The 22,384-nt window shown below is 38.4% G+C and carries 20 protein-coding genes and 1 riboswitch; of the genes, 2 read left to right on the forward strand and 18 right to left on the reverse strand.

Annotated elements, in window-relative coordinates; translation table 11 throughout:
- Position 1: 1 nt before the first annotated feature.
- From H3Z82_RS15405 to rsgA, 3 genes are all read right to left on the reverse strand, one after another.
- Positions 2-1,921, reverse strand: coding sequence for a DUF3857 domain-containing protein (locus H3Z82_RS15405; RefSeq protein WP_235982464.1), 1,920 nt, complete (start codon positions 1,919-1,921; stop codon positions 2-4).
- 53 nt (positions 1,922-1,974) lie between these two features.
- Positions 1,975-2,427, reverse strand: a complete 453-nt coding sequence (gene dtd / locus H3Z82_RS15410; protein WP_182206390.1) for a D-aminoacyl-tRNA deacylase — start codon at positions 2,425-2,427, stop codon at positions 1,975-1,977.
- Between the two features lie 99 nt (positions 2,428-2,526).
- On the reverse strand, positions 2,527-3,474 hold the full coding sequence (rsgA, locus tag H3Z82_RS15415; protein ID WP_182206391.1) for a ribosome small subunit-dependent GTPase A: 948 nt from the start codon (positions 3,472-3,474) through the stop codon (positions 2,527-2,529).
- Between the two features lie 86 nt (positions 3,475-3,560).
- On the opposite strand from rsgA, the gene H3Z82_RS15420 reads away from it, so the two are divergent.
- Positions 3,561-4,208, forward strand: coding sequence for a hypothetical protein (locus H3Z82_RS15420; RefSeq protein ID WP_182206392.1), 648 nt, complete (start codon positions 3,561-3,563; stop codon positions 4,206-4,208).
- A gap of 119 nt (positions 4,209-4,327) precedes the next feature.
- On the opposite strand, the gene H3Z82_RS15425 is transcribed toward H3Z82_RS15420, so the two are convergent.
- The 4 genes from H3Z82_RS15425 to H3Z82_RS15440 all read right to left on the reverse strand — a co-directional run bounded on the left by H3Z82_RS15425 (position 4,328) and on the right by H3Z82_RS15440 (position 8,528).
- Positions 4,328-5,410, reverse strand: a complete 1,083-nt coding sequence (locus tag H3Z82_RS15425) for a bifunctional 3-deoxy-7-phosphoheptulonate synthase/chorismate mutase type II (protein ID WP_182206393.1) — start codon at positions 5,408-5,410, stop codon at positions 4,328-4,330.
- 120 nt (positions 5,411-5,530) lie between these two features.
- Positions 5,531-6,382, reverse strand: coding sequence for a prephenate dehydrogenase (locus tag H3Z82_RS15430; protein ID WP_182206394.1), 852 nt, complete (start codon positions 6,380-6,382; stop codon positions 5,531-5,533).
- Positions 6,383-6,537: 155 nt separating this feature from the next.
- Complete coding sequence (locus H3Z82_RS15435) at positions 6,538-7,701, reverse strand: pyridoxal phosphate-dependent aminotransferase (RefSeq protein WP_182206395.1); 1,164 nt, start codon at positions 7,699-7,701, stop codon at positions 6,538-6,540.
- Positions 7,698-8,528, reverse strand: coding sequence for a prephenate dehydratase (locus tag H3Z82_RS15440; protein WP_182206396.1), 831 nt, complete (start codon positions 8,526-8,528; stop codon positions 7,698-7,700). The genes H3Z82_RS15435 and H3Z82_RS15440 overlap by 4 nt, the downstream gene beginning before the upstream one ends.
- Before the next feature lie 323 nt (positions 8,529-8,851).
- On the opposite strand from H3Z82_RS15440, the gene gldA reads away from it, so the two are divergent.
- Positions 8,852-9,748 carry a gliding motility-associated ABC transporter ATP-binding subunit GldA gene (gldA, locus tag H3Z82_RS15445; RefSeq protein ID WP_182206418.1) on the forward strand — a complete coding sequence of 299 codons (897 nt, stop codon included), beginning with the start codon at positions 8,852-8,854 and terminating at the stop codon, positions 9,746-9,748.
- Between the two features lie 4 nt (positions 9,749-9,752).
- Here the strand turns inward: gldA and H3Z82_RS15450 are convergent, their stop codons facing one another.
- From H3Z82_RS15450 to H3Z82_RS15500, 11 genes are all read right to left on the reverse strand, one after another.
- The gene (locus H3Z82_RS15450; protein ID WP_182206397.1) at positions 9,753-10,502 is read right to left on the reverse strand and encodes a head GIN domain-containing protein; all 750 of its coding nucleotides are present in this window, start codon (positions 10,500-10,502) and stop codon (positions 9,753-9,755) included.
- Between the two features lie 258 nt (positions 10,503-10,760).
- Entirely contained in the window at positions 10,761-11,855 is a 1,095-nt protein-coding gene (locus H3Z82_RS15455) for an acyloxyacyl hydrolase (RefSeq protein WP_182206398.1), read from the reverse strand.
- 98 nt (positions 11,856-11,953) lie between these two features.
- Complete coding sequence (metF, locus tag H3Z82_RS15460; protein ID WP_182206399.1) at positions 11,954-12,910, reverse strand: methylenetetrahydrofolate reductase [NAD(P)H]; 957 nt, start codon at positions 12,908-12,910, stop codon at positions 11,954-11,956.
- Between the two features lie 181 nt (positions 12,911-13,091).
- A complete protein-coding gene (metH, locus tag H3Z82_RS15465) occupies positions 13,092-15,773 on the reverse strand; it encodes a methionine synthase (RefSeq protein WP_235982465.1) in 2,682 nt (893 codons plus the stop codon).
- Positions 15,774-15,878: 105 nt separating this feature from the next.
- A complete protein-coding gene (locus H3Z82_RS15470) occupies positions 15,879-16,889 on the reverse strand; it encodes a homocysteine S-methyltransferase family protein (protein ID WP_182206400.1) in 1,011 nt (336 codons plus the stop codon).
- Positions 16,890-16,940: 51 nt separating this feature from the next.
- A riboswitch (SAM riboswitch) is annotated at positions 16,941-17,084 on the reverse strand.
- Positions 17,085-17,142: 58 nt separating this feature from the next.
- A complete protein-coding gene (cysM, locus tag H3Z82_RS15475; RefSeq protein ID WP_220459198.1) occupies positions 17,143-18,033 on the reverse strand; it encodes a cysteine synthase CysM in 891 nt (296 codons plus the stop codon).
- The gene (gene epsC / locus H3Z82_RS15480; protein WP_182206401.1) at positions 18,030-18,791 is read right to left on the reverse strand and encodes a serine O-acetyltransferase EpsC; all 762 of its coding nucleotides are present in this window, start codon (positions 18,789-18,791) and stop codon (positions 18,030-18,032) included. The genes cysM and epsC overlap by 4 nt, the downstream gene beginning before the upstream one ends.
- 234 nt (positions 18,792-19,025) lie before the next feature.
- Positions 19,026-20,273, reverse strand: a complete 1,248-nt coding sequence (locus H3Z82_RS15485) for a sulfate adenylyltransferase subunit 1 (RefSeq protein ID WP_182206402.1) — start codon at positions 20,271-20,273, stop codon at positions 19,026-19,028.
- Positions 20,274-20,387: 114 nt separating this feature from the next.
- Entirely contained in the window at positions 20,388-21,293 is a 906-nt protein-coding gene (gene cysD, locus H3Z82_RS15490) for a sulfate adenylyltransferase subunit CysD (RefSeq protein WP_182206403.1), read from the reverse strand.
- Between the two features lie 109 nt (positions 21,294-21,402).
- On the reverse strand, positions 21,403-22,017 hold the full coding sequence (locus H3Z82_RS15495) for a phosphoadenosine phosphosulfate reductase domain-containing protein (RefSeq protein WP_182206404.1): 615 nt from the start codon (positions 22,015-22,017) through the stop codon (positions 21,403-21,405).
- Positions 22,017-22,286, reverse strand: a complete 270-nt coding sequence (locus tag H3Z82_RS15500; RefSeq protein WP_182206405.1) for a DUF2061 domain-containing protein — start codon at positions 22,284-22,286, stop codon at positions 22,017-22,019. The genes H3Z82_RS15495 and H3Z82_RS15500 overlap by 1 nt, the downstream gene beginning before the upstream one ends.
- Between the last annotated feature and the right edge of the window lie 98 nt (positions 22,287-22,384).

The following is a 22,384-nucleotide window of genomic DNA, read 5'->3' on the forward strand; positions in this document are numbered from 1 at the left end:
GCTATGATTTTTTTATAAGTATAATGCGTGCTTGATCTTGTTTAGCTACTTTTAAGTAAAAGTTTCTGAATTCGTCATAATCCTCCTTGGCATAATCACCTTTGTTCAAAATAAAACTGCGTTTGAACACTAGGCTATGATCATCGTTTTCAGTAATTGTATAACTGTATTTACCGAATTTGTTTTCAATAAGAACGTCATTTTGTAGCGCTTCAACCTGATAATTTTCTGGAATCGAAATTACATATTCATCGGTATCATAAAAGCCACGCTGTATCTTAAATGGTAGTTTTCTGTCTCTATACCGCGTTGGAACATTAGAAAGTACATTGAACAAATTGGGACTCAGCAACAATCGATCGCCGGTTTTTGACGCATATTTGGCTGCGGTCAACTCAATGTTTTCAGAAAATTTTATGGTTTCTTTATCGTTTTTGTAGTTCATGGATACGACATCAACATTATTGATGTGGCTCCAATAACCCTTATAATAAAGAGTTTGATTTTTTAAGGCACTATTCTGAATCCCCTCGCGATGCCCGTATTGGGTCCCGTAGGAATTTAAACCGATTTTAGCTTCTATATCGCCATCTTCAGTTAAGACGATATCTGCTTTGGTTGCCAATAGATTTTCAGTAGCAGTATAAATCTTGGTGCGGACAATCTCACCTCCATCAGGCCTAATCACAAACACATTTCTATCGTCAGTAAAATTGGCATTATACCCAAATGGCGAAGTCTGACTTGTACACTCTAACCAGACATCCTTTCCTTGATGGGGCAGATTTAAAATAACATGATTTGATTGCCCAAGAAAAGAGGCAAAATCCTCATTGATATCTACAAGGTTGTTTGGAGATGCATAGACTCTTGTATAATACGATTCAACCCCAACAAGGTCCAGTAAGGCTTTGGTGTAGTTTGTAAGACCTTTACAATCGCCATATTTCACCTCATCAACCTTAAGAGCATCAATAGGCTGAATACCTCCAATGCCTTCCTGAACACTGATATACCTCGTGTTATCTTGCACATACTTATATACTACTTTAGCTTTATCAATCGGGTCATCAAGTCCTGCCACCAAACTCAAAATTTCGTTCTTGGTTTTTTCAGAAACTTGCGTTCTTCCTATCAACAATTGCTCATGCATCCATTTTCCTAAACCTTCCCAGCTATTTGAATTGCCAACATACCCTTCATAGGAGAAGTTTTTTAAGTTGAGCATAGCGTAGGGCGTCATATCCTTAAGATTAGGGCTGTAAGCTTCATAAACGATAGCTTTCAGGTTCTTGGCTTCGTAGTGAATCTCTCCTGGCTTGGATTGATTGATTACGCCAAACACCTCAAAATTGATTTCATATTTATTCAATTCGTTGGCGGGGTCATAGCGAAACACGTAGCGGCTGTACTCGGTACTTGTTGAAAATCCTTCTATAGGCCGCCAGCGTCGGATATAGGCTGTATAATTGTATTCAACTTCTGTATCAAAAACTACAGTATAAGGATAATCCGTGGGCGTGTATTTTAGGTATTTAACCCGACTGTCAGAATAAAGTGTACCGCCATCAACGGCGCTGACATCTTCAAAATCTTTCTTCTTGATTCTTTTAATTTCTTTTCCATCACTGTTATAGATGCGTGCTTCCATTTTTTTGATGGATACAGCTTTATCGTAACCTAACGAGGCATCTACCTTAGCGTTTCCCGAAGAATTCAAAATGGTGACAATCCGTTTGTTGGTATGCAGCATTTTATTGGGTGACTTGACTTCAATATAGGAGTCGTCCCATCTTACAACGGCATTGGCATTTTCTACTAAGTTTATAGGAATGGTGTGGGAGTTCAATAGTTTATCCTCCTGCGAAAAACAGAATATAGGAAAGACCAGAACAACAATTAAGCGGTAAATTTTGATCATGTAGGGGCATGTTATACTGCTAAAGTAACCCTTTTAATCAAATATCAAAATGATTATTCAACATTCTTGGAGTCTATAATGATGGTTACAGGACCGTCATTTATGAGCTCAACTTGCATATCTGCCCCAAATTGGCCAGTTTGAATTGTCTTGTTGAGTGCTTCTTCCAATCGTTTTACAAAACCTTCGTATAAAGGTATTGCAACATTAGGTTTTGCCGCTTTAATATAACTGGGTCTGTTGCCTTTTTTTGTAGACGCGTGGAGCGTAAACTGGCTCACAACAATAGCGTCTCCTTCAATATCAATGAGCGAACGGTTCATGACGCCATTTTCATCTGAAAAAATTCGAAGATTGGCGATTTTTCTGGTCAACCATTCAATGTCTTCTTGTGAATCTTCAGCAACGATTCCCAACAAAATAAGCAATCCCGATTCTATTGAGGCCACTTTTTCATTATTAATGGTGACACTAGCTTGTGAAACTCTTTGAATGACTGCTTTCATGATAATCTATATTCTTGAGAGTGGTTTTAACGGTTGATTTGATTCTGGTATGTTTACTACCGACTGCTGACTGAAGACTGCCAACTGAAGACTGAACACTCATTTCACCCATTCTTCGGTGCGGTAATGTTCATCATCGCCTTCTAAAATCTGCAGATAACTTCGATAGCGAGAGAAGGAGATTTCGTCTTTGTCCAATGCTTCTTTTACAGCGCATTGTGGCTCCTCTATATGTAAACAATTATTAAATCTGCACTTATGCTTTAAGGCGAAAAACTCTGGAAAATAATCGCCAACTTCTTCCCGATCCATATCTACTACACCAAAACCTTTGATTCCAGGCGTGTCGATAATTCTTGCGCCAAAGCTCAAATCAAACATCTCAGCAAACGTTGTGGTATGCTGTCCCTGCATGTGCTGCATGGAGATTTCTTTTGTTTTCAGATTTAGACCTGGTTCAATGGCATTGACCAAGGTTGACTTCCCAACGCCAGAATGCCCAGCAAACATGCTCGTCTTATCTTTCATTAAAGCTTTTAAATGTTCAATATTCGTTCCATCTGCCGCAGAAACTTCAAGACATTCATACCCTATTTTTCGGTAAATGGAAGCCAGATATTTAACTTCCATCACATGCTCTTCATCATAAGCATCCATTTTGTTGAACACTAAAACTGTTTTAATCCGATAAGCTTGTGTTGTCACCAAAAACCGGTCTATAAAACTGGTCAATGTAGGAGGGTTATTTATGGTGATGAGCAAAAATACCTGATCAATATTGGCCGCAATAATATGGGTTTGCCTAGAGAGATTAACCGACTTGCGGACGATATAATTCTCCCGATCATGAATGGTATGAATAATTCCTGTAGTGACATTATCCAAAACCTCGATATCAAAATCGACCACATCCCCCACCGCAATTGGGTTGGTGCTTTTAAGGCCCTTGATTCTGAACTTTCCTTTTATACGGCAATTATAAATCGCACCGAGCTCTGTTTTTACGGTGTACCAACTTCCTGTAGACTTGTAAACGGTTCCTGTCATGCATCAATTTTAGTAAGCAAAATAACAATTTTTTAATTAAAGAAAAATGTATATTAGCTACTTAATTTTTAACCAACCTACTTATTATGAAAAATTTACTCATTCCAATTTTATTATTCGCATTTCTCATTAATGTCAATGCCCAGACTAATCTCTATGAAAATCCCGAGTTTGACAAAATTTCTAAATCTCATCGAATTATAGCTATAGTTCCATTTAAAACTAAGGTCAAATTAAGACCTAAGCAAATGAAAGATATGACGAGTGAACAATTAAACCGTCTGGAAAAAGCTGAAGGTGAAGGTATTCAAACTGCCTTATATTCTTGGTTCTTGAAACGGAAAAAAAGAGGTGACATGCAGACCGTAGACATTCAAGACGTCCGAACTACTACTGCAATATTAAATAAAAAAGACATCAATTATGACAACTTATTGGACTATACGCCACAAGAACTTGCTCAAATTCTTGGGGTTGACTCCGTTATTTCTGGCGATTTTGAAACTAACAAACCTATGTCAGAGGGCGCGTCGCTCGCACTAGGTCTACTCGTGGGCTTTGGTGGCGCCACAAACAGTGCTCTAATAAATATGAGTGTTCATAATGCTGAAAACGGTACATTATTATGGAATTATAACAAAAAAGTAAAAGGAGGCTTGGGAAGTAGCTCAGAGGATTTAATAAATGTTCTTATGAGAAAAGCTTCGCGAAGATTGAGTTATACCAAAAGTTAACAATCGAAAGCTTTAGGTTTTACATGTCAACGTGTATCTTAAAATCCTTCCGAACCATAAATAAAAAAGGAGGCTGTCTTATCATTAAAGCGGCCTCCTTTTTAATTATGAATTATTAATTAAGAATTAATAATCTTTTCCTGATGGTTAATAGATTCCTGGTGAATAGCCTTGAACATTTTAAGAATAAATTCTTCGCTCAATCCATTCTGCTCACCTTCCAAGACCATATTGCCCAAAATTTCATTCCAGCGTTTGCTCTGTAGCACCGCAACGTTTTTTTGCTTTTTAAGTGCGCCGATGCCATCAGAAAACTTCATGCGCTTGCCCAACATTTCAATAAGCTGATTATCCACCACATCAATCTGCGCTCTCAAATTACTCAATTCGGTATTGAATTCTTTTTCTGGATCAGATTCTTTTCTGATTCGCAAATCTCTCATGATTTGAATCAATGTTTCTGGTGTTACTTGTTGCGCTGCATCACTCCAAGCAGCATCTGGACTTGTATGAGTTTCAATCATAAGACCGTCAAAATTCAGATCTAAGGCCGTTTGTGACACATCAAAAATCATATCGCGTTTTCCTGTAATGTGCGATGGATCGTTGATCAACGGTAAATCAGGAAACTTGGTTTGCAATTCAATGGCCAATTGCCATTCTGGGTTATTTCTATATTTTGTTTTTTCATAAGTCGAAAACCCTCTATGGATAGCACCAAGCTTTTTGATGTCCGCAGATGCCAAACGCTCAATAGCACCCAACCAAAGTGGTAAGTCAGGATTAACCGGGTTTTTCACCAATACAATCTTATCTGTTCCTTTTAATGCGTCCGCAATTTCTTGAACAATAAATGGACTCACGGTAGAACGCGCACCAATCCATAATAAATCGATATCATGCTCCAAGGCCAGTTCAACATGTGCTCTGTTGGCCACCTCAGTCGCGGTTTTAAGACCAGTTTCTTCTTTAACTTTTTGCAGCCATTTTAATCCCAATGCTCCCACACCCTCAAACATTCCAGGTCGTGTACGTGGTTTCCAAATTCCAGCCCTAAAATAGCTCACATCCGTATCTTTCAATTCGTGGGCAATGCCCAAAACTTGTTCTTCTGTTTCAGCACTGCATGGCCCTCCAATGACCAATGGATGATCTAATTTTAAATCATCTAACCATGTTCTTAATTCTTTCTTGTTTTCCATAATACTTATTAATTTCCAAGTTTAATATTCACCTGCCTGCCGACAGGTACGCAAATTCCAAGGTTCTCTATGAATCTGATAGTATTGGAATTTGCCGTTTTGATTGTTATTTATTTAATACTATTGTATGCCGTTCAAAATTTCTTTTATATGATTCGTGTTTTTCATTTCTGAATAAATGGCGTCGAAATCATCATCATGCATAAACTCCCTAAATTTTTGGAGATTGATGATGTATTCATCTAAGGTTTCGAGAACATTGGCTTTGTTCTGCTTAAAAATTGGGGTCCACATGTCTGGAGAGCTTTTTGCCAATCGGACGGTTGATGCGAACCCACTCCCTGCCATATCAAAAATATCGCGTTCGTTTCGCTCTTTATCAATCACGGTTTTACCCAACATAAACGAGCTAATGTGCGATAGGTGTGACACGTAGGCAATATGTTTATCGTGCGCTTCTGGATTCATATATCGGATGCGCATGCCTAAATCTAAAAACAAATTCAGTGCTCTTTCCTGAAGCTTGAATGCCGTTTTCTCAACCTCACATATAATGTTGGTCTTATTTTGATACAATCCCGAAATAGCAGCTTTTGGTCCAGAAAACTCTGTTCCTGCAATAGGATGTGTGGCCAAAAAATTACGACGTTTAGGATGATCGCTGATGGCTTTACAAATTTCTACTTTTGTAGAACCTACATCCATCACTAAGGTGTGATCTGAAACCACATCCAATACTTTAATGACCTCATGGACCGCAGCATCTACAGGAATGGACATGATGACCACATCGGCATTCCTTAAATCGTCATAAGTGGCTTTGGCATCAATAACATTCAATTGAATAGCTTCTTCCAAATGACTTTCATTATGATCGATCCCGAAAACCTTTACTTTATGATCGTGTTTTTTAATATCAAGGGCCAAACTTCCGCCTATCAACCCCACCCCTATGATGTATATATTTTTCATGACTACTGTGTCTCTTAGGACTTTATTTACTACAAGAACCGCACTGCTTCGAAGTTGTGATCCTATTATAATTTTGTAATTAATTCACTTTTTGTTACAAACTGCAACACTATGCTTACACTGCCTGCTTGGCCGCAGTTCGTACGGAGTCCGGATTACCTAACGCCAACTCCCAGTTTTACCCGTCCAATCGCCTCCTGCAACTCTTCAAGGGGCGCACATAGTGAAAAGCGTATATAGCCTTCGCCGTTGCTTCCAAAGATGGTCCCAGGTGCTATAAAAATAGAATGTTCTTTCAGGATGAGATCAATATATGCTTCAGCTTTAATATCTTCTGGCAACTTTGCCCAGACAAAGAGCCCGGTTGCACTTTTATCGTACGTACAGTTCAATGCGGTGGCTAATTCCCAAACTTTTTGGCGACGCTCTTCATAAACGCTATTCAAACTGATAAACCACATTTTTGAACATTTCAAAGCCTCAATGGCGCCTTTTTGAATGCCATAAAACATACCAGAATCCATGTTACTTTTTACTTTTAAAATGGCATTGATGTATTCTGTTTTTCCTAGTACCATCCCAACGCGCCATCCTGCCATGTTGAATGTTTTACTCAGCGAATTAAGCTCCAAACACACCTCTTTGGCTCCTTTATATTTTAAGATGCTCCGAGGATAATCATTCAGAACAAAACTGTATGGATTATCGTTGATTACCAAAATATTATTCCGTTTGGCAAAAGTTATAATATTCTCGAAAACCTTATTGCTTGCCGTTGCTCCGGTTGGCATGTGCGGGTAATTAATCCACATCATTTTTACTTTGGACAAATCACTTTGTTCTAACGCTAATAAATCAGGACACCAATCATTGTCAGCCACCAAATCATAATAAACAGGTTTTGCTCCTACTAATTTAGTCACAGATGCGTAGGTTGGATATCCGGGATTCGGAATTAAAACCTCATCGCCCTCATTCAAAAAGGCCATGGAGATGTGCATAATCCCTTCCTTACTACCCATTAAGGGCAATACCTCGGTCAGCGGACTTAAAGAAACACCATAATGTTCCTTATAAAAACCTACCATAGCTTCCCGCAATTCTGGCAAACCTTGATAACTTTGATATTTATGGGCCACAGCATTGTTGATGCTCTCATTAATAGCATCGATAACGCGGCTTGGCGGTTCCAAATCCGGACTCCCAATCCCTAAATTGATAATAGGTTTACCCTGGGACTTAAGTAAATTCACTTCTCTCAATTTTTTAGAAAAGTAATATTCTTCAACAGTGTTTAATCTATCTGCAAAAGTGATCATCGTTGTGCATTTTTATATTCGCCCAAAACCTTAAAGTTTTGCGCCATTATTTCCATTATTGATTTCGCCTTTTGGTAATCCTCATACGCATCAAATGTGATGTCCACAAAAAAGGCGTATTTCCAAGGGGTTTCAATTATTGGTAAGGATTGTATTTTGGTGAGGCTCATTCTGCAATCGCTCATCACATTTAGGATGGAAGCTAAACTGCCGCGTTTATGTTCTACGTCAAACTTCAAAGACGCTTTGTTGATTTGAACTTCCTGAGCCTCAGATTGTGATGTTACTGCAATTACAAATCGCGTTTCGTTCTGTTTAATAGTTTGAATACTTTCTGAAACGATCTGCAGCTCAAACAACTCTGCCGCCAATTGACTGGCAATTGCCCCTACATTTTTAAGTTGTTTTTGCTGAATTCTCTGCGCAACCTCTGCCGTATCTTTATCTTCCACCAATTTGATATGGGGATGTTTTTTGAAAAACTGCTTGCACTGCAACAAAGCCATCGGGTGCGAATATACCTCATGGATATCTTCAATTTGCTGTCCTGGCAATGCCAATAAATGATGTTGAATATCCAAATAGTGTTCGCCAATAATATGCAGTTGATTATCGTCAATTAACGCATAATTAGGAATGATGGAACCAGCAATTGAATTTTCAATAGCCATAATAACCGCATCGGTCTTTTTGGTCAAAACACTCTGCACTGCGCCATCAAAGGTCATGCACTCATCAATATGTTGTAATGAACTGTCAAAATATTGTAAAGCAACAATATGATGAAATGACCCTTTAATTCCTTGTATGGCAACAGATTTTATCATGTTTAAATCAAATTAATTTACTGATTTTGTCATTTATGCGGACTTTTCAGATTATTTTTAAAAAAAAAGTCCCGATTTTCATCGAGACCTTTATATTAAATTTATTGTTCATAAATTACACATACGAAGTCTCGTCCCTTTTGCTAAAAAAGAAATAAAACCAGTTTTGATATGTGTAATTAGCTGTTTGCATTATTTGATTTCGCTAATGTATAGAATAAATTTTATAAACAAAATGTTTTTCCAATTCTTTTTACAATACAACGATTTCGTTAAATCAATACATATCTAAAATGCTTATTTTTGAGCAAATTATTTTTAAGATGTCCATTGAAGTCAATAATATTAGCAAACTATACGCCGATCAAAAAGCACTCAACAACATTTCCCTTAAAGTGAATAAAGGCGAAATTGTAGGATTTTTAGGTCCCAATGGGGCTGGAAAATCTACAATGATGAAAATCCTGACCACCTATATCAATGCGTCTGAAGGCGATGCCAAAGTCAATAATTTTGACGTTCAGACCCAGACCCGAGAGGTTCAAAAGTGTGTTGGATATTTACCGGAGCACAATCCGCTTTATTTGGACATGTACGTCAAAGAGTATTTGGCATTCAACGCGGATGTTTACAAAGTGTCGAAGTCGCGAATTCAAGAAGTTATTGAACTTACTGGACTAACTCCGGAAGCTCATAAAAAAATCGGACAACTTTCAAAAGGCTATAGGCAACGCGTCGGATTGGCCAATGCTTTATTACACGATCCGGAGGTGTTGATTTTGGACGAGCCAACTACAGGTTTGGACCCCAATCAGTTGGTAGAAATCAGACATCTGATCAAATCGTTAGGAAAAGAAAAGACTGTGTTTTTATCTACGCATATCATGCAAGAAGTGGAAGCCATCTGTGACCGGGTGATCATTATCAATAAAGGCGAAATTGTTGCCGACAAAAAGCTTTCGGATTTAAAAGCCAATCAAGAACAAATTATTGAAGTAGAATTTGATTATCGTGTTGAGGATGTTTTGATAAATCGATTAAAACACATACAAAACGTTAAAAATACGCACGATTTCATCTATGAATTGACCTTTTCCACCAAAGAAGATATGCGTCCGATGGTGTTTGACTTTGCGCATGACAACGGTTTAAAGATTCTACAACTGAATCAAAAGAATAAAAATCTTGAAAGCCTTTTTAGAGAGTTGACGTTAGAATAATGTTTTATTCAATAATCAAACGCCCTTTATAATAAGTTTCAACATCTATAACCGGTGGTTCATTGACCACAATAACATTACCTGTACTTCTTATTTCGCCTGTTAATGATGCCTGCGGATTAATGATTATGTCATTACTACTGCGATGATAGATTCTGACATTTTGGGCGATTAAATTTCGGCCTTCAAATCGAGAATCACCTGAATAAAACCCGACGACTAGATTTTCAACCGTCCCGTTTAAAAACAGATGAGATAAGTTATTGGTCACTATGGTCAGGTTGGTACAATTGACCTCCAACTGAAAATCTCCAACAGTATGATATAGACCTTCTGCTCCAAAATCCTCAGAAATCAAAGTTAAATTGGGGTAATTTAATGCGCCATCACTCAAAATGGGTAACCCTGTACTCGATCTTAGATTGGTAATATTGGGCGCACTAACGTAAATTTTGGTAATGCCATAGTCTCTTGTGATATTGCAGGCGTTGTGATCTTTTAACAGCAATGTATCATCTTCTATTTTCACTTCAATATCATCCCTCAAATACTCACCGGTCTCGACGACGACTTTATGCTCTGGTGCTTCCTTAAGGATGAGTTGCACCCGCTCAAAAACAACAATCTTACTAAAGGCGGCCACAGGAATCTCCATCTGAATAATGGGGCCAGCATTCTGCAAACAGTCAGGCATCACCTTGGCGTTGCATGACAGCAAGACTATTGCAAATAGGATGTAGATATATTTTTTCATTCTAATTATTTCCGAATAATAGTTATGGATTATACTTTATTTCTTCGGGCTTCATGCTTGTGATTCCAACCTCATGTGTCATGTGTTACTTTATCAGTTATGACATTTAAAAATCAACATTCTTCAAACGATAATCATTAAATAAACTACGCACCTCTCTAATCCTTAATACCTATTTCCCAAATCGCCAATCAAAAATCACCATTCTTCAATCGTTAATCGATGGCTTCGTGCATCGTCCTTCCCACTTCCAACTTCTTACAACCTTATTCCCACGCCAAATTCAACCGCTTCTGCCTTCGCACCATGTGCTTTTAAGGTAATCGCTCCGAAAAACTGATCTCCAAAATAGCGTTTTAAACCTATTCTGTTATAAACTCGGCCTTCAAAATCGAAAGGATAATACACATAATAGCCCAATTGAGCAATTACGGATAGTTTATTAATAAACAATTCATGCCCCACAAAAACGCCTACACGTTTGTAATCTGTATCAGCGTCCACATTGCGTTCTGGATAGGCAACCGAGTAGAAATAGATCAATTCCTTTAGAAATTCGGCAAAAAACATATCCGTTCCTACCTGAAATGCACTTTTTCTGTTGATGCGTTTATCAGCATAGAACGATACGTTATAAAATGGAAATTGCCCGGTACCGATGATATCGCTTTCATTGACACCCGCCCTAAAGGCGAAATTATATTTGACCTTTTCTGTGAATTTTTTCGATTCAGTTGACGGCTGATAGTTGGGTTCTTTCTCATAATCCAACAAATAATTGGCACCCACATTAAAAACAAAAGTATTTGTGGAATTGTTTGGAGCCCTAACATTCGCATTGGAATAATGGATTAGAGAAATTCCTGCCTGGAAACCCAAACCTTTGTAAACATTTTCTTTTTTATAATTGAGCATGAGATAGGTGGTGCTCAGCAAATCAGAACCATAGGCCCCGTTTGTAAAATTGGATTCCTTATCGTATGGATTGGTGGTATAAGCGATACCCTGCCCAATTCTGAAATTTAGATTCCGTTTTAAAAAATAGAAATTATAATGGGCATATAAACCGTAATTTTCACCTAAATATTGGTTTTTCATATCCTGATAGATGAAAGAAAATCCCCAATCCGGGTAATTGTAACGACTTTCCCAAGGTTTGAATCCGTATGTTTTTTTGTTAAAACTTAAAATCAGACCTGTTGGATGATCAGTGATGAGATGGGCTATATCAGGATTGTGCTCCAGAATGGTTCCATAGAAATAATTGGCATCTAAGGTAAACAGACCAGGATCCTGTTGGGCAAACAGACATGAACTCGTTAAACAAAAAACACCAATTAGAAAATACTTCATTCACTTGAGTTATACCGCAAATTTAAAAGAATAATCAAAACCGCGAGGCTTGTAGGAATCTATCTTTTTACACTAACGTCTTGAATCATACTTTAAACTCAAAAAACTTGTGACGCAATGGTTTGAATATTGTCACTTTTCCCCATAGAATAGTAATGTAATACAGGAATACCTGCTTTTTGTAATTCCTTTGATTGTTGGATGCACCACTCGATACCTACTTGTTTCACTTCTGAATTGTCCTTGCATTTAATAACCTCAAGAATCAAAGCTTCGGGCAGATCAACATGAAAGCGATGCGGCAATAAGTTCAATTGTCTTTTGGTGGCGATGGGTTTTAGTCCTGGAATGATCGGAATGGTGATACCTTCTTTTCGGCACTTTTCAACAAATTCAAAATATTTTTGATTGTCGAAGAACATTTGGGTGACAACATATTCTGCGCCACTTTTTATTTTCTTCTTTAAAAAATGGATATCACTATCCAAACTTGGGGATTCCATGTGTTTTTCCGGATAGGCCGCAACACCAATGCAAAAATTGGTTTTTGAGGTGTTTTGTAGTTCCTCATCAAGATAAACTCCATCGTTCAGCGCATTAATCTGCTTCACCAAACCATTGGCGTACTCATGCCCTTCTTTTTCTGGTGTGAAATAGGTTTCAGTTTTCACCGCATCACCTCTTAAGGCCATCACGTTCTGAATACCCAAAAAATCGAGGTCGATCAGGAAATTCTCAGTGTCCTCTTTTGTAAATCCACCACATAAAATATGCGGAATCGCATCCACTTTATACCTATTCTGAATGGCCGCACAAATGCCCACCGTTCCTGGACGTTTCTTCACGATTTGTCTTTTAAGCAATCCGTTTTCCTGTTCTTTATAAATATATTCCTCTCGATGGTAAGTCACATCAATAAACGGCGGTTTAAATTCCATTAGCGGATCAATATTATCAAAAATTGATTTGATATGTTGCCCTTTTAATGGTGGTAAAATTTCAAACGAAAACTGTGTATTGCCGTTGGCTTGTGCTATATGTTCTGTTACTTTCATGTCAACGCCCCACGAAAATGGGATCCCTTTTTTGCTACGAATACACGAATGTATTCTATGATTTACAATTAATATTTATTTTTTTTCCTGTGTTCCTTTGCGTTAACTCTGCGAAACTCTGCAGTATAGTTATTTCACAGAGATACTCCGAGATTCACGGAGAAACACAGAGCTTTTTTTTCTAATCCGCTAAATTAGGATTCAACCATTTTTCAGCCTCTTCATTGCTGATGCCTCTTCTTTTGGCGTAATCTTTCAATTGGTCTTCAGTTATTTTTCCCAATCCAAAGTATTTGGCTTCTTTATTTGCGAAATAATATCCCGAAACACTTGCCGCAGGCCACATCGCCAAACTATCCGTGATTTCTACACCAATTTTTTCTTTGACCTGTAGTAATTTCCAAATGGTTTTTTTCTCTAAATGGTCAGGACAGGCAGGATAACCAGGGGCAGGGCGAATGCCTTTATAACTTTCCTTGATCAATTCCTCATTAGATAAGTTTTCGTCGGTATCGTAACCCCAATGATTAATTCGTACCTCCTTATGCAAATATTCAGCAAATGCTTCGGCCAGCCGATCTGCAATGGCTTTGATCATAATGGCATTATAATCGTCCAAATCCTCTTCAAATTTCTTCGCTAATTCTGCTGTTCCAAAACCTGTCGAAACACAGAAGCAGCCCATATAATCTTCTTTCCCTGAATCTTTTGGCGCTATAAAATCGGCCAAAGCGATATTTGGAACGCCTTCGCGTTTATCCAATTGCTGACGAAGGGTCAAGAAAGTGACTTTCGCTTTTCCATTTTCGTCATAGATTTCGATATCATCATCATTTATGGTATTGGCTGGGAAGAGTCCAAAAATGGCTTTCGCTTTTAACAGTTTTCCGTCTATCACTTTTCTCAACAATCCTTTTGCATCTGCAAACAACTCAGTGGCTTGTTCTCCAACTACCTCATCGGTTAGGATGTCAGGATATTTCCCGTGTAAATCCCAACTTCTAAAAAACGGACTCCAATCTATATAATCTTCTAATTTGGTCAATTCAAAATCTTCAATAATCTGAATGCCCAACTGATTGGGCTTGACAATTTCTGTCGTATCCCAATCGATTTTATATTTTCTATTTCGCGCTTCCTCAATTGTGACATAATTCTTTTGCTTGCCACGTTTCAAAAACTGCTCACGGAATTTCTCATATTCTTCACGTATCTGTTCCTTATACACCCCATTGTCTTTTTGGAGCAAACTGCCTACAACAGTCACTGCCCTTGAAGCATCATTGACATGCACGGTGGTATGTCCATAATTTGGAGCTATCTTAACCGCTGCATGTGCTCTGGAGGTTGTGGCACCCCCAATCATTAACGGGATGTTAATGTTTTTCTTTTCCATTTCTTTGGAGACATAGACCATTTCATCCAGTGACGGTGTAATGAGTCCGCTCAACCCAATAATATCGACGTTTTCCCTTATGGCCGTTTCAATAATTTTTTCAGGTGGCACCATCACCCCTAAATCGATGATCTCATAATTGTTACAACCTAAAACGACACTGACGATATTTTTACCGATGTCATGCACATCTCCTTTTACTGTGGCCATTAATACCCGACCTGCAAACTCCTGTTTTCCATCTTTTTCTGCCTCAATAAAAGGTTGAAGATAGGCGACCGCTTTTTTCATCACTCGAGCCGATTTGACCACTTGGGGCAAAAACATTTTCCCACTACCAAACAAATCGCCAACAACGCCCATCCCAATCATTAAATGGCCTTCAATAACTTCAATCGGTTTTGAGGTTTCTTGACGCGCCTGCTCTACATCTTCAATGATAAAAGTTTCAATTCCTTTGACCAAGGAATGTGTGATGCGCTCTTGCAATGGATCGTTGCGCCATTCTTGTATGGGCAAGTCGCGTACGGACAAGTCGCGACTTGTCCGTACGGATTCGGCAAAATCCAATAAGCGCTCGGTAGCATCATCACGTCTATCAAACAACACATCTTCCACGTGCTCCAATAAATCTTTCGGAATTTCGTCGTAAACCTCCAACATGGTCGGGTTGACGATGCCCATATTCATCCCGTGCTGAATGGCGTGGTATAAAAACGCCGAATTGATGGCCTCACGAACAACGGTATTACCCCTAAAAGAAAACGAAACGTTACTCACCCCACCAGAAACATTGGCGTAAGGCAGATTTTCGCGAATCCATTTGGTAGCCTTGAAAAAGTCCAAGGCATTTAAGCGGTGCTCCTCCATTCCTGTAGCTACAGGGAAAATATTGGGATCAAAAATTATATCCTGAGGCTGAAAATTGACCTTGTCCACCAATATATCATAAGAGCGTTTGCAAATTTCGATACGCCGCTCTAAGGTATCGGCTTGTCCATCTTCATCAAAAGCCATGACAATGACGGCCGCTCCGTAGCGTTTTACCAATTTAGCTTGGTGAATAAAAGTTTCCTCACCTTCTTTTAAACTTATTGAATTCACTACTGATTTTCCCTGCACTACTTTTAAGCCCGCTTCAATGATTTCCCATTTGGAACTGTCAATCATGATTGGCAACCTTGAGATATCAGGTTCAGAGGCAATCAGGTTTAAGAACTTGGTCATCGCATAAACGCCATCCAACATGCCTTCATCCATATTGACGTCTATAATTTGTGCACCCCCTTCAACTTGATCTCGTGCCACATCTAAGGCTTCACTGTAATTCTCGTCTTTGATAAGACGTAAGAATTTACGTGATCCCGTGACGTTGGTACGCTCACCTACGTTTATAAAGTTACATTCAGGAGTGACGATTAATGGCTCGAGGCCTGAAAGTGTTAGATATTTATGTTTTTTGCTCATTTTCATTTTATTCATAAGGTTTAGACGCGCTGAACTTAAAAGTTAACTGCTCTAAGAGTGGCTTAATATCTTCGCAAATTATAATTGTCATGATTTTTCTTTTGTTCACGAGATTCCTGCCTCCGCAGGAATTCTTCGAGGTTTATAATTTTTTGCGGTTTCTGCTATTTTTTGAATATGTTCCGGTGTGGATCCACAACATCCTCCTATAATATTGATCAATCCATCTTTGAGGTACTCTTCAATAAAAGCGTTCATTTGATCAGGGGTCTGTTCGTATTCGCCAAAAGCATTTGGCAGACCAGCATTGGGGTGCGCCGAAGTAAAAAACTCTGTTTCGTTGGATAATCGTTGTAAATACGGTTGTAATTGATCGGCTCCGAGCGCGCAATTAAATCCGACACTTAATAATGGAATATGTGAGATGGACAATAAAAAAGCTTCTACGGTTTGTCCAGAAAGTGTGCGTCCCGAAGCATCGGTAATAGTACCAGAAACCATGATGGGAATATCAAGATTTCGTTCTTCTTTAACTTCATCAATGGCAAACAAGGCGGCTTTGGCATTTAAGGTGTCGAAAATGGTTTCTACCAATAGCATATCAACACCACCATCAATTAGAGCTTCCACTTGCTGTTTATAGGCAATTCGTAGCTCGTCAAAGGTAATGGCTCTAAACTCTGGCCGATTGACATCTGGTGATAAACTTGCGGTTTTATTGGTCGGCCCAATGCTTCCCACGACAAATCGTGGTTTGTCGGGATTTGCTTTGGTAAATTCATCGGCAACTTGTTTGGCTATTTTAGCAGATTCGAAATTTAGTTCGTAAACCAAATCCTCCATATTATAATCGGCCATAGCGATGGTAGTTCCAGAAAACGTGTTGGTCTCTACGATATCTGCTCCTGCCTCAAAATATTTTCGATGCACCTCAGCAATAGCCTGTGGTTGGGTTAATGACAATAAATCATTATTGCCTTTAAGAGAACTTGGGTAATCTTTGAAACGCTCGCCACGAAAATCTTCTTCAGAGAAGTTGTAGCGCTGCAACATGGTTCCCATGGCACCATCTAGGATGAGAATACGGTCTTGTAAAATTCGATTTATATCTGACATTGCTTAATAAAATAAAGAATGTCATCAGGAAAGTGAGGATAAAAAACACTTTGGTTATCTGTCTTAATCCTGAAACAAATTCAGAATAAAGTAGAATTTAGCACCTTCTTAAACTTAGATTCCTGCCTTCGCAGGAATTCATAAGGGTTGCTAAGGCTTCATAGGGTCTAATCCCTCTGCCTTTCGTGATAACAAATTAATAATAGTATGAACTAAGGGCGAATTTAAGGGATAAATAATAGTCCACCAACTTTTATTCGAACAAATCTGAAGATAAATACCGATCGCCAATATCACAAATGACTGCAACGATAATTCCCTTATCCATTTTTTTAGCGATTTTTAAGGCCGCAGCAACCGAGCCCCCACTGCTCATTCCGGCAAAGACACCTTCTTCTTTAGCCAATCTGTTGGTTGTTGTTCTTGCATCTTCCTCGCTTACTTCTACGATCTCATCCACTTTTGAACGGTCAAAAATTTTTGGCAAATAAGCTTCAGGCCATTTACGGATGCCAGGAATTTTAGCACCATCTTTAGGTTGAGCACCAACAATAGTGATGTTTTTATTGTTTCCTTTTAAAAATGTTGACACGCCCATAATGGTTCCGGTGGTTCCCATAGCGGAAACAAAATGTGTCACTTCACCCTTGGTGTCTCTCCAAATTTCAGGGCCAGTAGTTTTGTAATGGGCTTTCCAATTGTCGTCATTGCCAAATTGGTTGAGCATAAAATAACCCTTATCTTTTTCGAGTTTTTCAGCGACGTCTCGGGCTCCCTCAATTCCATCATCTGCGGGAGTCAGAATTAATTCTGCACCATACGCCCGCATGGTTTTGATGCGCTCTTCGGTAGAATTCTCAGGCATGACCAACACCATTTTCACACCCAATAATCGTGCTATGAAGGCTAAAGCAATTCCCGTATTTCCACTTGTGGCTTCCACCAAGGTATCGCCCTTTTTAACATCACCACGTTTTAAAGCTTCTGAAATCATGTTTAATGCAGCACGATCCTTAACGCTGCCTCCTGGATTTGTTCCTTCCAATTTCAAAAACAAACGCACGCCCTTTTTGGAAATAATGTTCTTCACTTCAACCAGTGGCGTGTTTCCAATTTGATCGATTATCGATTGACTTTGAATCATTTTTTTCGTGTGCTAATTTTTATTTCTGTTTGATAAGTGACTAACGAGTTTTCAGGGACCGATTGGGTAATCCAAACATTCGCCCCAATTATACTGTTTGCTCCAATGACGATATCATCTCCCAAAACAGTTGCGTTGGCATAGATGGTCACATTGTCTTCAATGGTTGGGTGACGTTTTGTTTCCGATAGACTCTTTTTGATTTGGAGTCCACCCAGAGTCACCCCTTGATAAATTTTAACATTATTCTTAATGATAGACGTTTCACCGATAACAATTCCTGTACCGTGATCAATGAAAAAGGAATCGCCGATAGTTGCTCCGGGATGGATATCCACGCCCGTTAAACCATGTACGTGTTCGCTCATCATTCTAGAAATAACAAAGTAATTTAGCTTGTATAACGCATGGCTCAATCTATAAATGGCTATGGCGTGAAATCCTGGGTAGGCCAAATACACTTCAGTTAAACTCTTGGCTGCAGGGTCATTTTGCTCAATGGCAATGGCATCCATGTCCAGTTTCTCCCGAATAGTTCCAAATTGACTTTCAAATTTCGACCATGTCTCTTCACCATCTTCCAATTTCAATTTGGTTGTAATCTTAAGAAACGTATCTTTTACAAATTGACAGTTATGAGTCCTATAATCTTCATCAAACAGCATATAAAACAAGGCCTTTGTGAAGGTTTCCACAGGGTCCTTTAAACAAATATTATAAGTCTGAAATTGATTTAATTGATTCGAAAGTATACTCATATGATCAATATTACATATTATTCATTAGTGTATTATCAAAATTAAACAATTATTAACAGCTATCTGGACATTAGCTTGGACAATAATTTTCTGTCTATTTATTAATACACTACCAAATCTCTCAATAGCGCCATCTGCAGGTATAATCAATGGAAGCATCTATAATTTATCAATGTTTATAGTGGAATCTTTCTTAACCAAATCTATCTTATTTCAATTTAGGCTTGATCATTTTTACTGAATAAAGCCTGCCCCAACGGTATTATTGGATTGAGAATCGATTAAAATGAAAGAGCCATTGGTACGATGGTTTTTGAACGGATCGAAAAAAATAGGCTTGTTCAATTTAAAGGTAACGGATGCAATATCATTCATTGCCAAGGCTTGGATATTTTCTTCTATTCCAGAATAATCGGGATGTATTTTATGATGAATGGCATCTACTTTCGCCAAAACCTTATTGACTCCATGTTGCAACACATATTTGTTACCAGCGACTAAATTTTGAGAATCCATCCAAGAAATGGTTGCTGTGAATTGCTTGTCAACAGTTGGTAAGTCAGCGGCTTTTACCAACATATCTCCACGACTCACATTGATATCATCTTCCAAAGTAATGGTAACTGAGGATCGTCTCGAAGCGGTTTGATACAATTGGTCATACACGAAAATCTCCTTTATTTTAGACTTCGTTTTCGATGGCAAGGCGACCACTTCATCACCAATACTTAATTCACCACCGTATACTTTACCGGCATAACCCCTAAAATCATGAAATTCTTCTGTTTTTGGTCTTATGACGTACTGTACTGGAAATCTTGGCGTGCCCACATTATAGATATCTTTAGTGTCCAATTGCTCAAAATGTTCCAATAATGTTTGTCCATGGTACCATGGCGTGTTTGTTGATTTGTGGACAACATTATCGCCTTTTAGTGCACTCACTGGGATGAAAGTGATATTTTGTTCTTGGTAGTCGCGCTTTTCCATCAAGACTTTAAAATCTTCCTTAATCTTGTTATATACAGCTTCGGAAAAATCGACCAAGTCCATTTTATTGATAGCTACAATCACCTCTTTTACACGCAATAAATTATTGATAAAAAAATGCCGATTGGTCTGTTCAATCACCCCTTTTCGGGCATCAATCAAGATAATGGCCGCTTGTGAAGTAGAAGCACCTGTAACCATATTTCGAGTATATTCCACATGACCAGGGGTGTCCGCAATGATATAACTCTTGGTTTGTGTTGAGAAATAAATATGAGCAACATCAATGGTAATCCCTTGTTCTCTTTCGGCTACCAAACCGTCTGTTGCCAACGAAAAATCGAGATAATCATATCCTTTTTGTTTACTGGTTTTTTTTATGGCGTCGAGCTTATCACTCGTTAATGATTTTGTATCGTATAGAATTCTACCAATTAAGGTGCTTTTTCCATCATCTACACTTCCTGCTGTTGCTATTTTTAAAACTTCCATTTTTTGTTTGGTATTAAGTATTAAGTAGGTAGTATTAAGATGCTACCTATTTTATACCTCTTATGTTTTACTTATAATTCTTTGTACCTAATTCTTTGTACTTAATTCCTAACACTAAAAGTACCCCTGTTGCTTCCGTTTTTCCATCGCAGCTTCTGAGCGTTTGTCGTCAATACGTGCGCCACGTTCTGATATGGTGGAATCTCTGATTTCCTGAACTACAGACGCAATATCGGCTGCTTCTGAAAGCACGGCCGCAGTACAGCTCATATCACCAACGGTTCTAAACCGGACGAGGCGCTCTTCAACAACCTCATTTTCGTCTCTATATACCACGTCGTCATCAGAAGACCAAATCAATCCGTCTCTTAAAAACGTTGCTCTGGTATGTGCAAAATAAATGGACGGGATTTCAATATTTTCTCTTTCGATATAGGACCAAACATCTAATTCGGTCCAATTGGAAATTGGAAATACCCTTACATTTTGTCCCAATTGAATTTGCCCATTGAGCATATCGAATAATTCGGGGCGCTGATTTTTTTCATCCCATTGACCAAAATCGTCCCGCACAGAAAAGATGCGTTCCTTGGCTCTTGCTTTTTCTTCATCTCTTCTGGCACCGCCAATACAAGCATCAAATTTGAACTCTTCAATAGCATCTAAAAGCGTAGTGGTTTGTAGACTATTTCTGCTGGCATATCGACCAGACTCTTCTTTTACTTTTCCTTCATTAATAGAATCCTGCACCTTTCGCACAATCAATTCCAAACCTAATTTTTTAACCAGTTGATCTCGAAACTCAATAGTTTCTGGAAAGTTATGGCCAGTATCAATATGCATTAACGGAAACGGAATTTTTGCAGGATAAAAGGCTTTTTGTGCCAATCTCACCAAAGTGATAGAGTCCTTTCCTCCAGAAAACAAGAGTACAGGCTTTTCAAATTGTGCGGCTACCTCTCTAATAATGTAGATGGCTTCGTTTTCTAAAGGGTTTATTTTTGAGGTGTCTTTCTTCATAATTATACTGATTGTTCCCCTATATTCAATATTTATCAGAATTAGAAGGGAATTGATTTTCGGGAGAAATTTTATTGTGAGTATGATTTAGCTGCAATCTTGAGTTTTCTCAGGCATGCAAACCACATTCTCTATTTTCCAATTGCTTTGTAGGATCAAAATATTTGAATTCGTTTGGCAAATTGTTATCGATGAGATACTTATCAAGTGCTTCATCTGTCCAATAATAAAAAGGACTTACTTTTAAAATGCCATCAGCACCTTGAGAAACAATATCGATGCTGTCCCTAAAAGCAGTTTGTCCTTTGCGTAAATTTGTAAACCAGACATCAGGTTGATGTTCAGTCATGGCTCTTTTGAAAGGCTCCAACTTTACCTGATCCGTAAACAATTTATGATTAGGGTCGTCAATGTGAGGAACTCCCAATACAATATCCCGATGTGCAGTGGTTTGTTTTGGTACGTACAAATGCACATTCAGCCCGAGCTGATTTATCACTGATTCAGCATGTTTGTACGTTTGTGGGGTATTATAACCCGTATCACACCATATCACGTTAATATCTCGTTTTACCTTGGCAACGGCATGTAGAATGGCCGCTTCATAAGGCCTGAAATTGGTGGTCACTACTGGATTATTAGCCACCGAAACAGCCCACAAAATAATTTCTAAAGGTGATTTTCTGCGTAGATCCTTATTGATCTGTTCTAAATTTGTTTTCATTATTTTCCCCATTTTATAGTATTCCAAGCACGTTCATGAAAAAAATACAGTGCCATTTTTGAAACCAACTCAATTCCACCTATGGAAAACGCCAACGCTAAAGTTCCGGTGATGACATAAGAGATAGCCACCGTGGCAAGGGTACCCAAAACACGCCAACTAATAGTTTTTACAAGGGTTCGTTTGATGTTTTCTTTAAGTACGGCGTCAGTATTGACCGCAGTTCGGTTGGGGCTATGTGCTATATTTGATTCTAAAACTGTTCCCATTAATAATAAATTTTATTGATTATATTTAATCCTATGGATTTAGTAGGGTATTATGCAAACCTAAGGATTAATTTAAAAACAGTACGCACTAAATTCAA

Source organism: Gelidibacter maritimus (genome assembly GCF_014062315.1).
Classification (GTDB): domain Bacteria; phylum Bacteroidota; class Bacteroidia; order Flavobacteriales; family Flavobacteriaceae; genus Gelidibacter; species Gelidibacter maritimus.

Bases quoted from the DNA above. Each gene is read 5' to 3' on its own strand.
- H3Z82_RS15405 (WP_235982464.1), bottom strand. From the start codon at position 1,921: ATGATCAAAATTTACCGCTTAATTGTTGTTCTGGTCTTTCCTATATTC.
- dtd (WP_182206390.1), bottom strand. From the start codon at position 2,427: ATGAAAGCAGTCATTCAAAGAGTTTCACAAGCTAGTGTCACCATTAAT.
- rsgA (WP_182206391.1), bottom strand. From the start codon at position 3,474: ATGACAGGAACCGTTTACAAGTCTACAGGAAGTTGGTACACCGTAAAA.
- H3Z82_RS15420 (WP_182206392.1), top strand. From the start codon at position 3,561: ATGAAAAATTTACTCATTCCAATTTTATTATTCGCATTTCTCATTAAT.
- H3Z82_RS15425 (WP_182206393.1), bottom strand. From the start codon at position 5,410: ATGGAAAACAAGAAAGAATTAAGAACATGGTTAGATGATTTAAAATTA.
- H3Z82_RS15430 (WP_182206394.1), bottom strand. From the start codon at position 6,382: ATGAAAAATATATACATCATAGGGGTGGGGTTGATAGGCGGAAGTTTG.
- H3Z82_RS15435 (WP_182206395.1), bottom strand. From the start codon at position 7,701: ATGATCACTTTTGCAGATAGATTAAACACTGTTGAAGAATATTACTTT.
- H3Z82_RS15440 (WP_182206396.1), bottom strand. From the start codon at position 8,528: ATGATAAAATCTGTTGCCATACAAGGAATTAAAGGGTCATTTCATCAT.
- gldA (WP_182206418.1), top strand. From the start codon at position 8,852: ATGTCCATTGAAGTCAATAATATTAGCAAACTATACGCCGATCAAAAA.
- H3Z82_RS15450 (WP_182206397.1), bottom strand. From the start codon at position 10,502: ATGAAAAAATATATCTACATCCTATTTGCAATAGTCTTGCTGTCATGC.
- H3Z82_RS15455 (WP_182206398.1), bottom strand. From the start codon at position 11,855: ATGAAGTATTTTCTAATTGGTGTTTTTTGTTTAACGAGTTCATGTCTG.
- metF (WP_182206399.1), bottom strand. From the start codon at position 12,910: ATGAAAGTAACAGAACATATAGCACAAGCCAACGGCAATACACAGTTT.
- metH (WP_235982465.1), bottom strand. From the start codon at position 15,773: ATGAGCAAAAAACATAAATATCTAACACTTTCAGGCCTCGAGCCATTA.
- H3Z82_RS15470 (WP_182206400.1), bottom strand. From the start codon at position 16,889: ATGTCAGATATAAATCGAATTTTACAAGACCGTATTCTCATCCTAGAT.
- cysM (WP_220459198.1), bottom strand. From the start codon at position 18,033: ATGATTCAAAGTCAATCGATAATCGATCAAATTGGAAACACGCCACTG.
- epsC (WP_182206401.1), bottom strand. From the start codon at position 18,791: ATGAGTATACTTTCGAATCAATTAAATCAATTTCAGACTTATAATATT.
- H3Z82_RS15485 (WP_182206402.1), bottom strand. From the start codon at position 20,273: ATGGAAGTTTTAAAAATAGCAACAGCAGGAAGTGTAGATGATGGAAAA.
- cysD (WP_182206403.1), bottom strand. From the start codon at position 21,293: ATGAAGAAAGACACCTCAAAAATAAACCCTTTAGAAAACGAAGCCATC.
- H3Z82_RS15495 (WP_182206404.1), bottom strand. From the start codon at position 22,017: ATGAAAACAAATTTAGAACAGATCAATAAGGATCTACGCAGAAAATCA.
- H3Z82_RS15500 (WP_182206405.1), bottom strand. From the start codon at position 22,286: ATGGGAACAGTTTTAGAATCAAATATAGCACATAGCCCCAACCGAACT.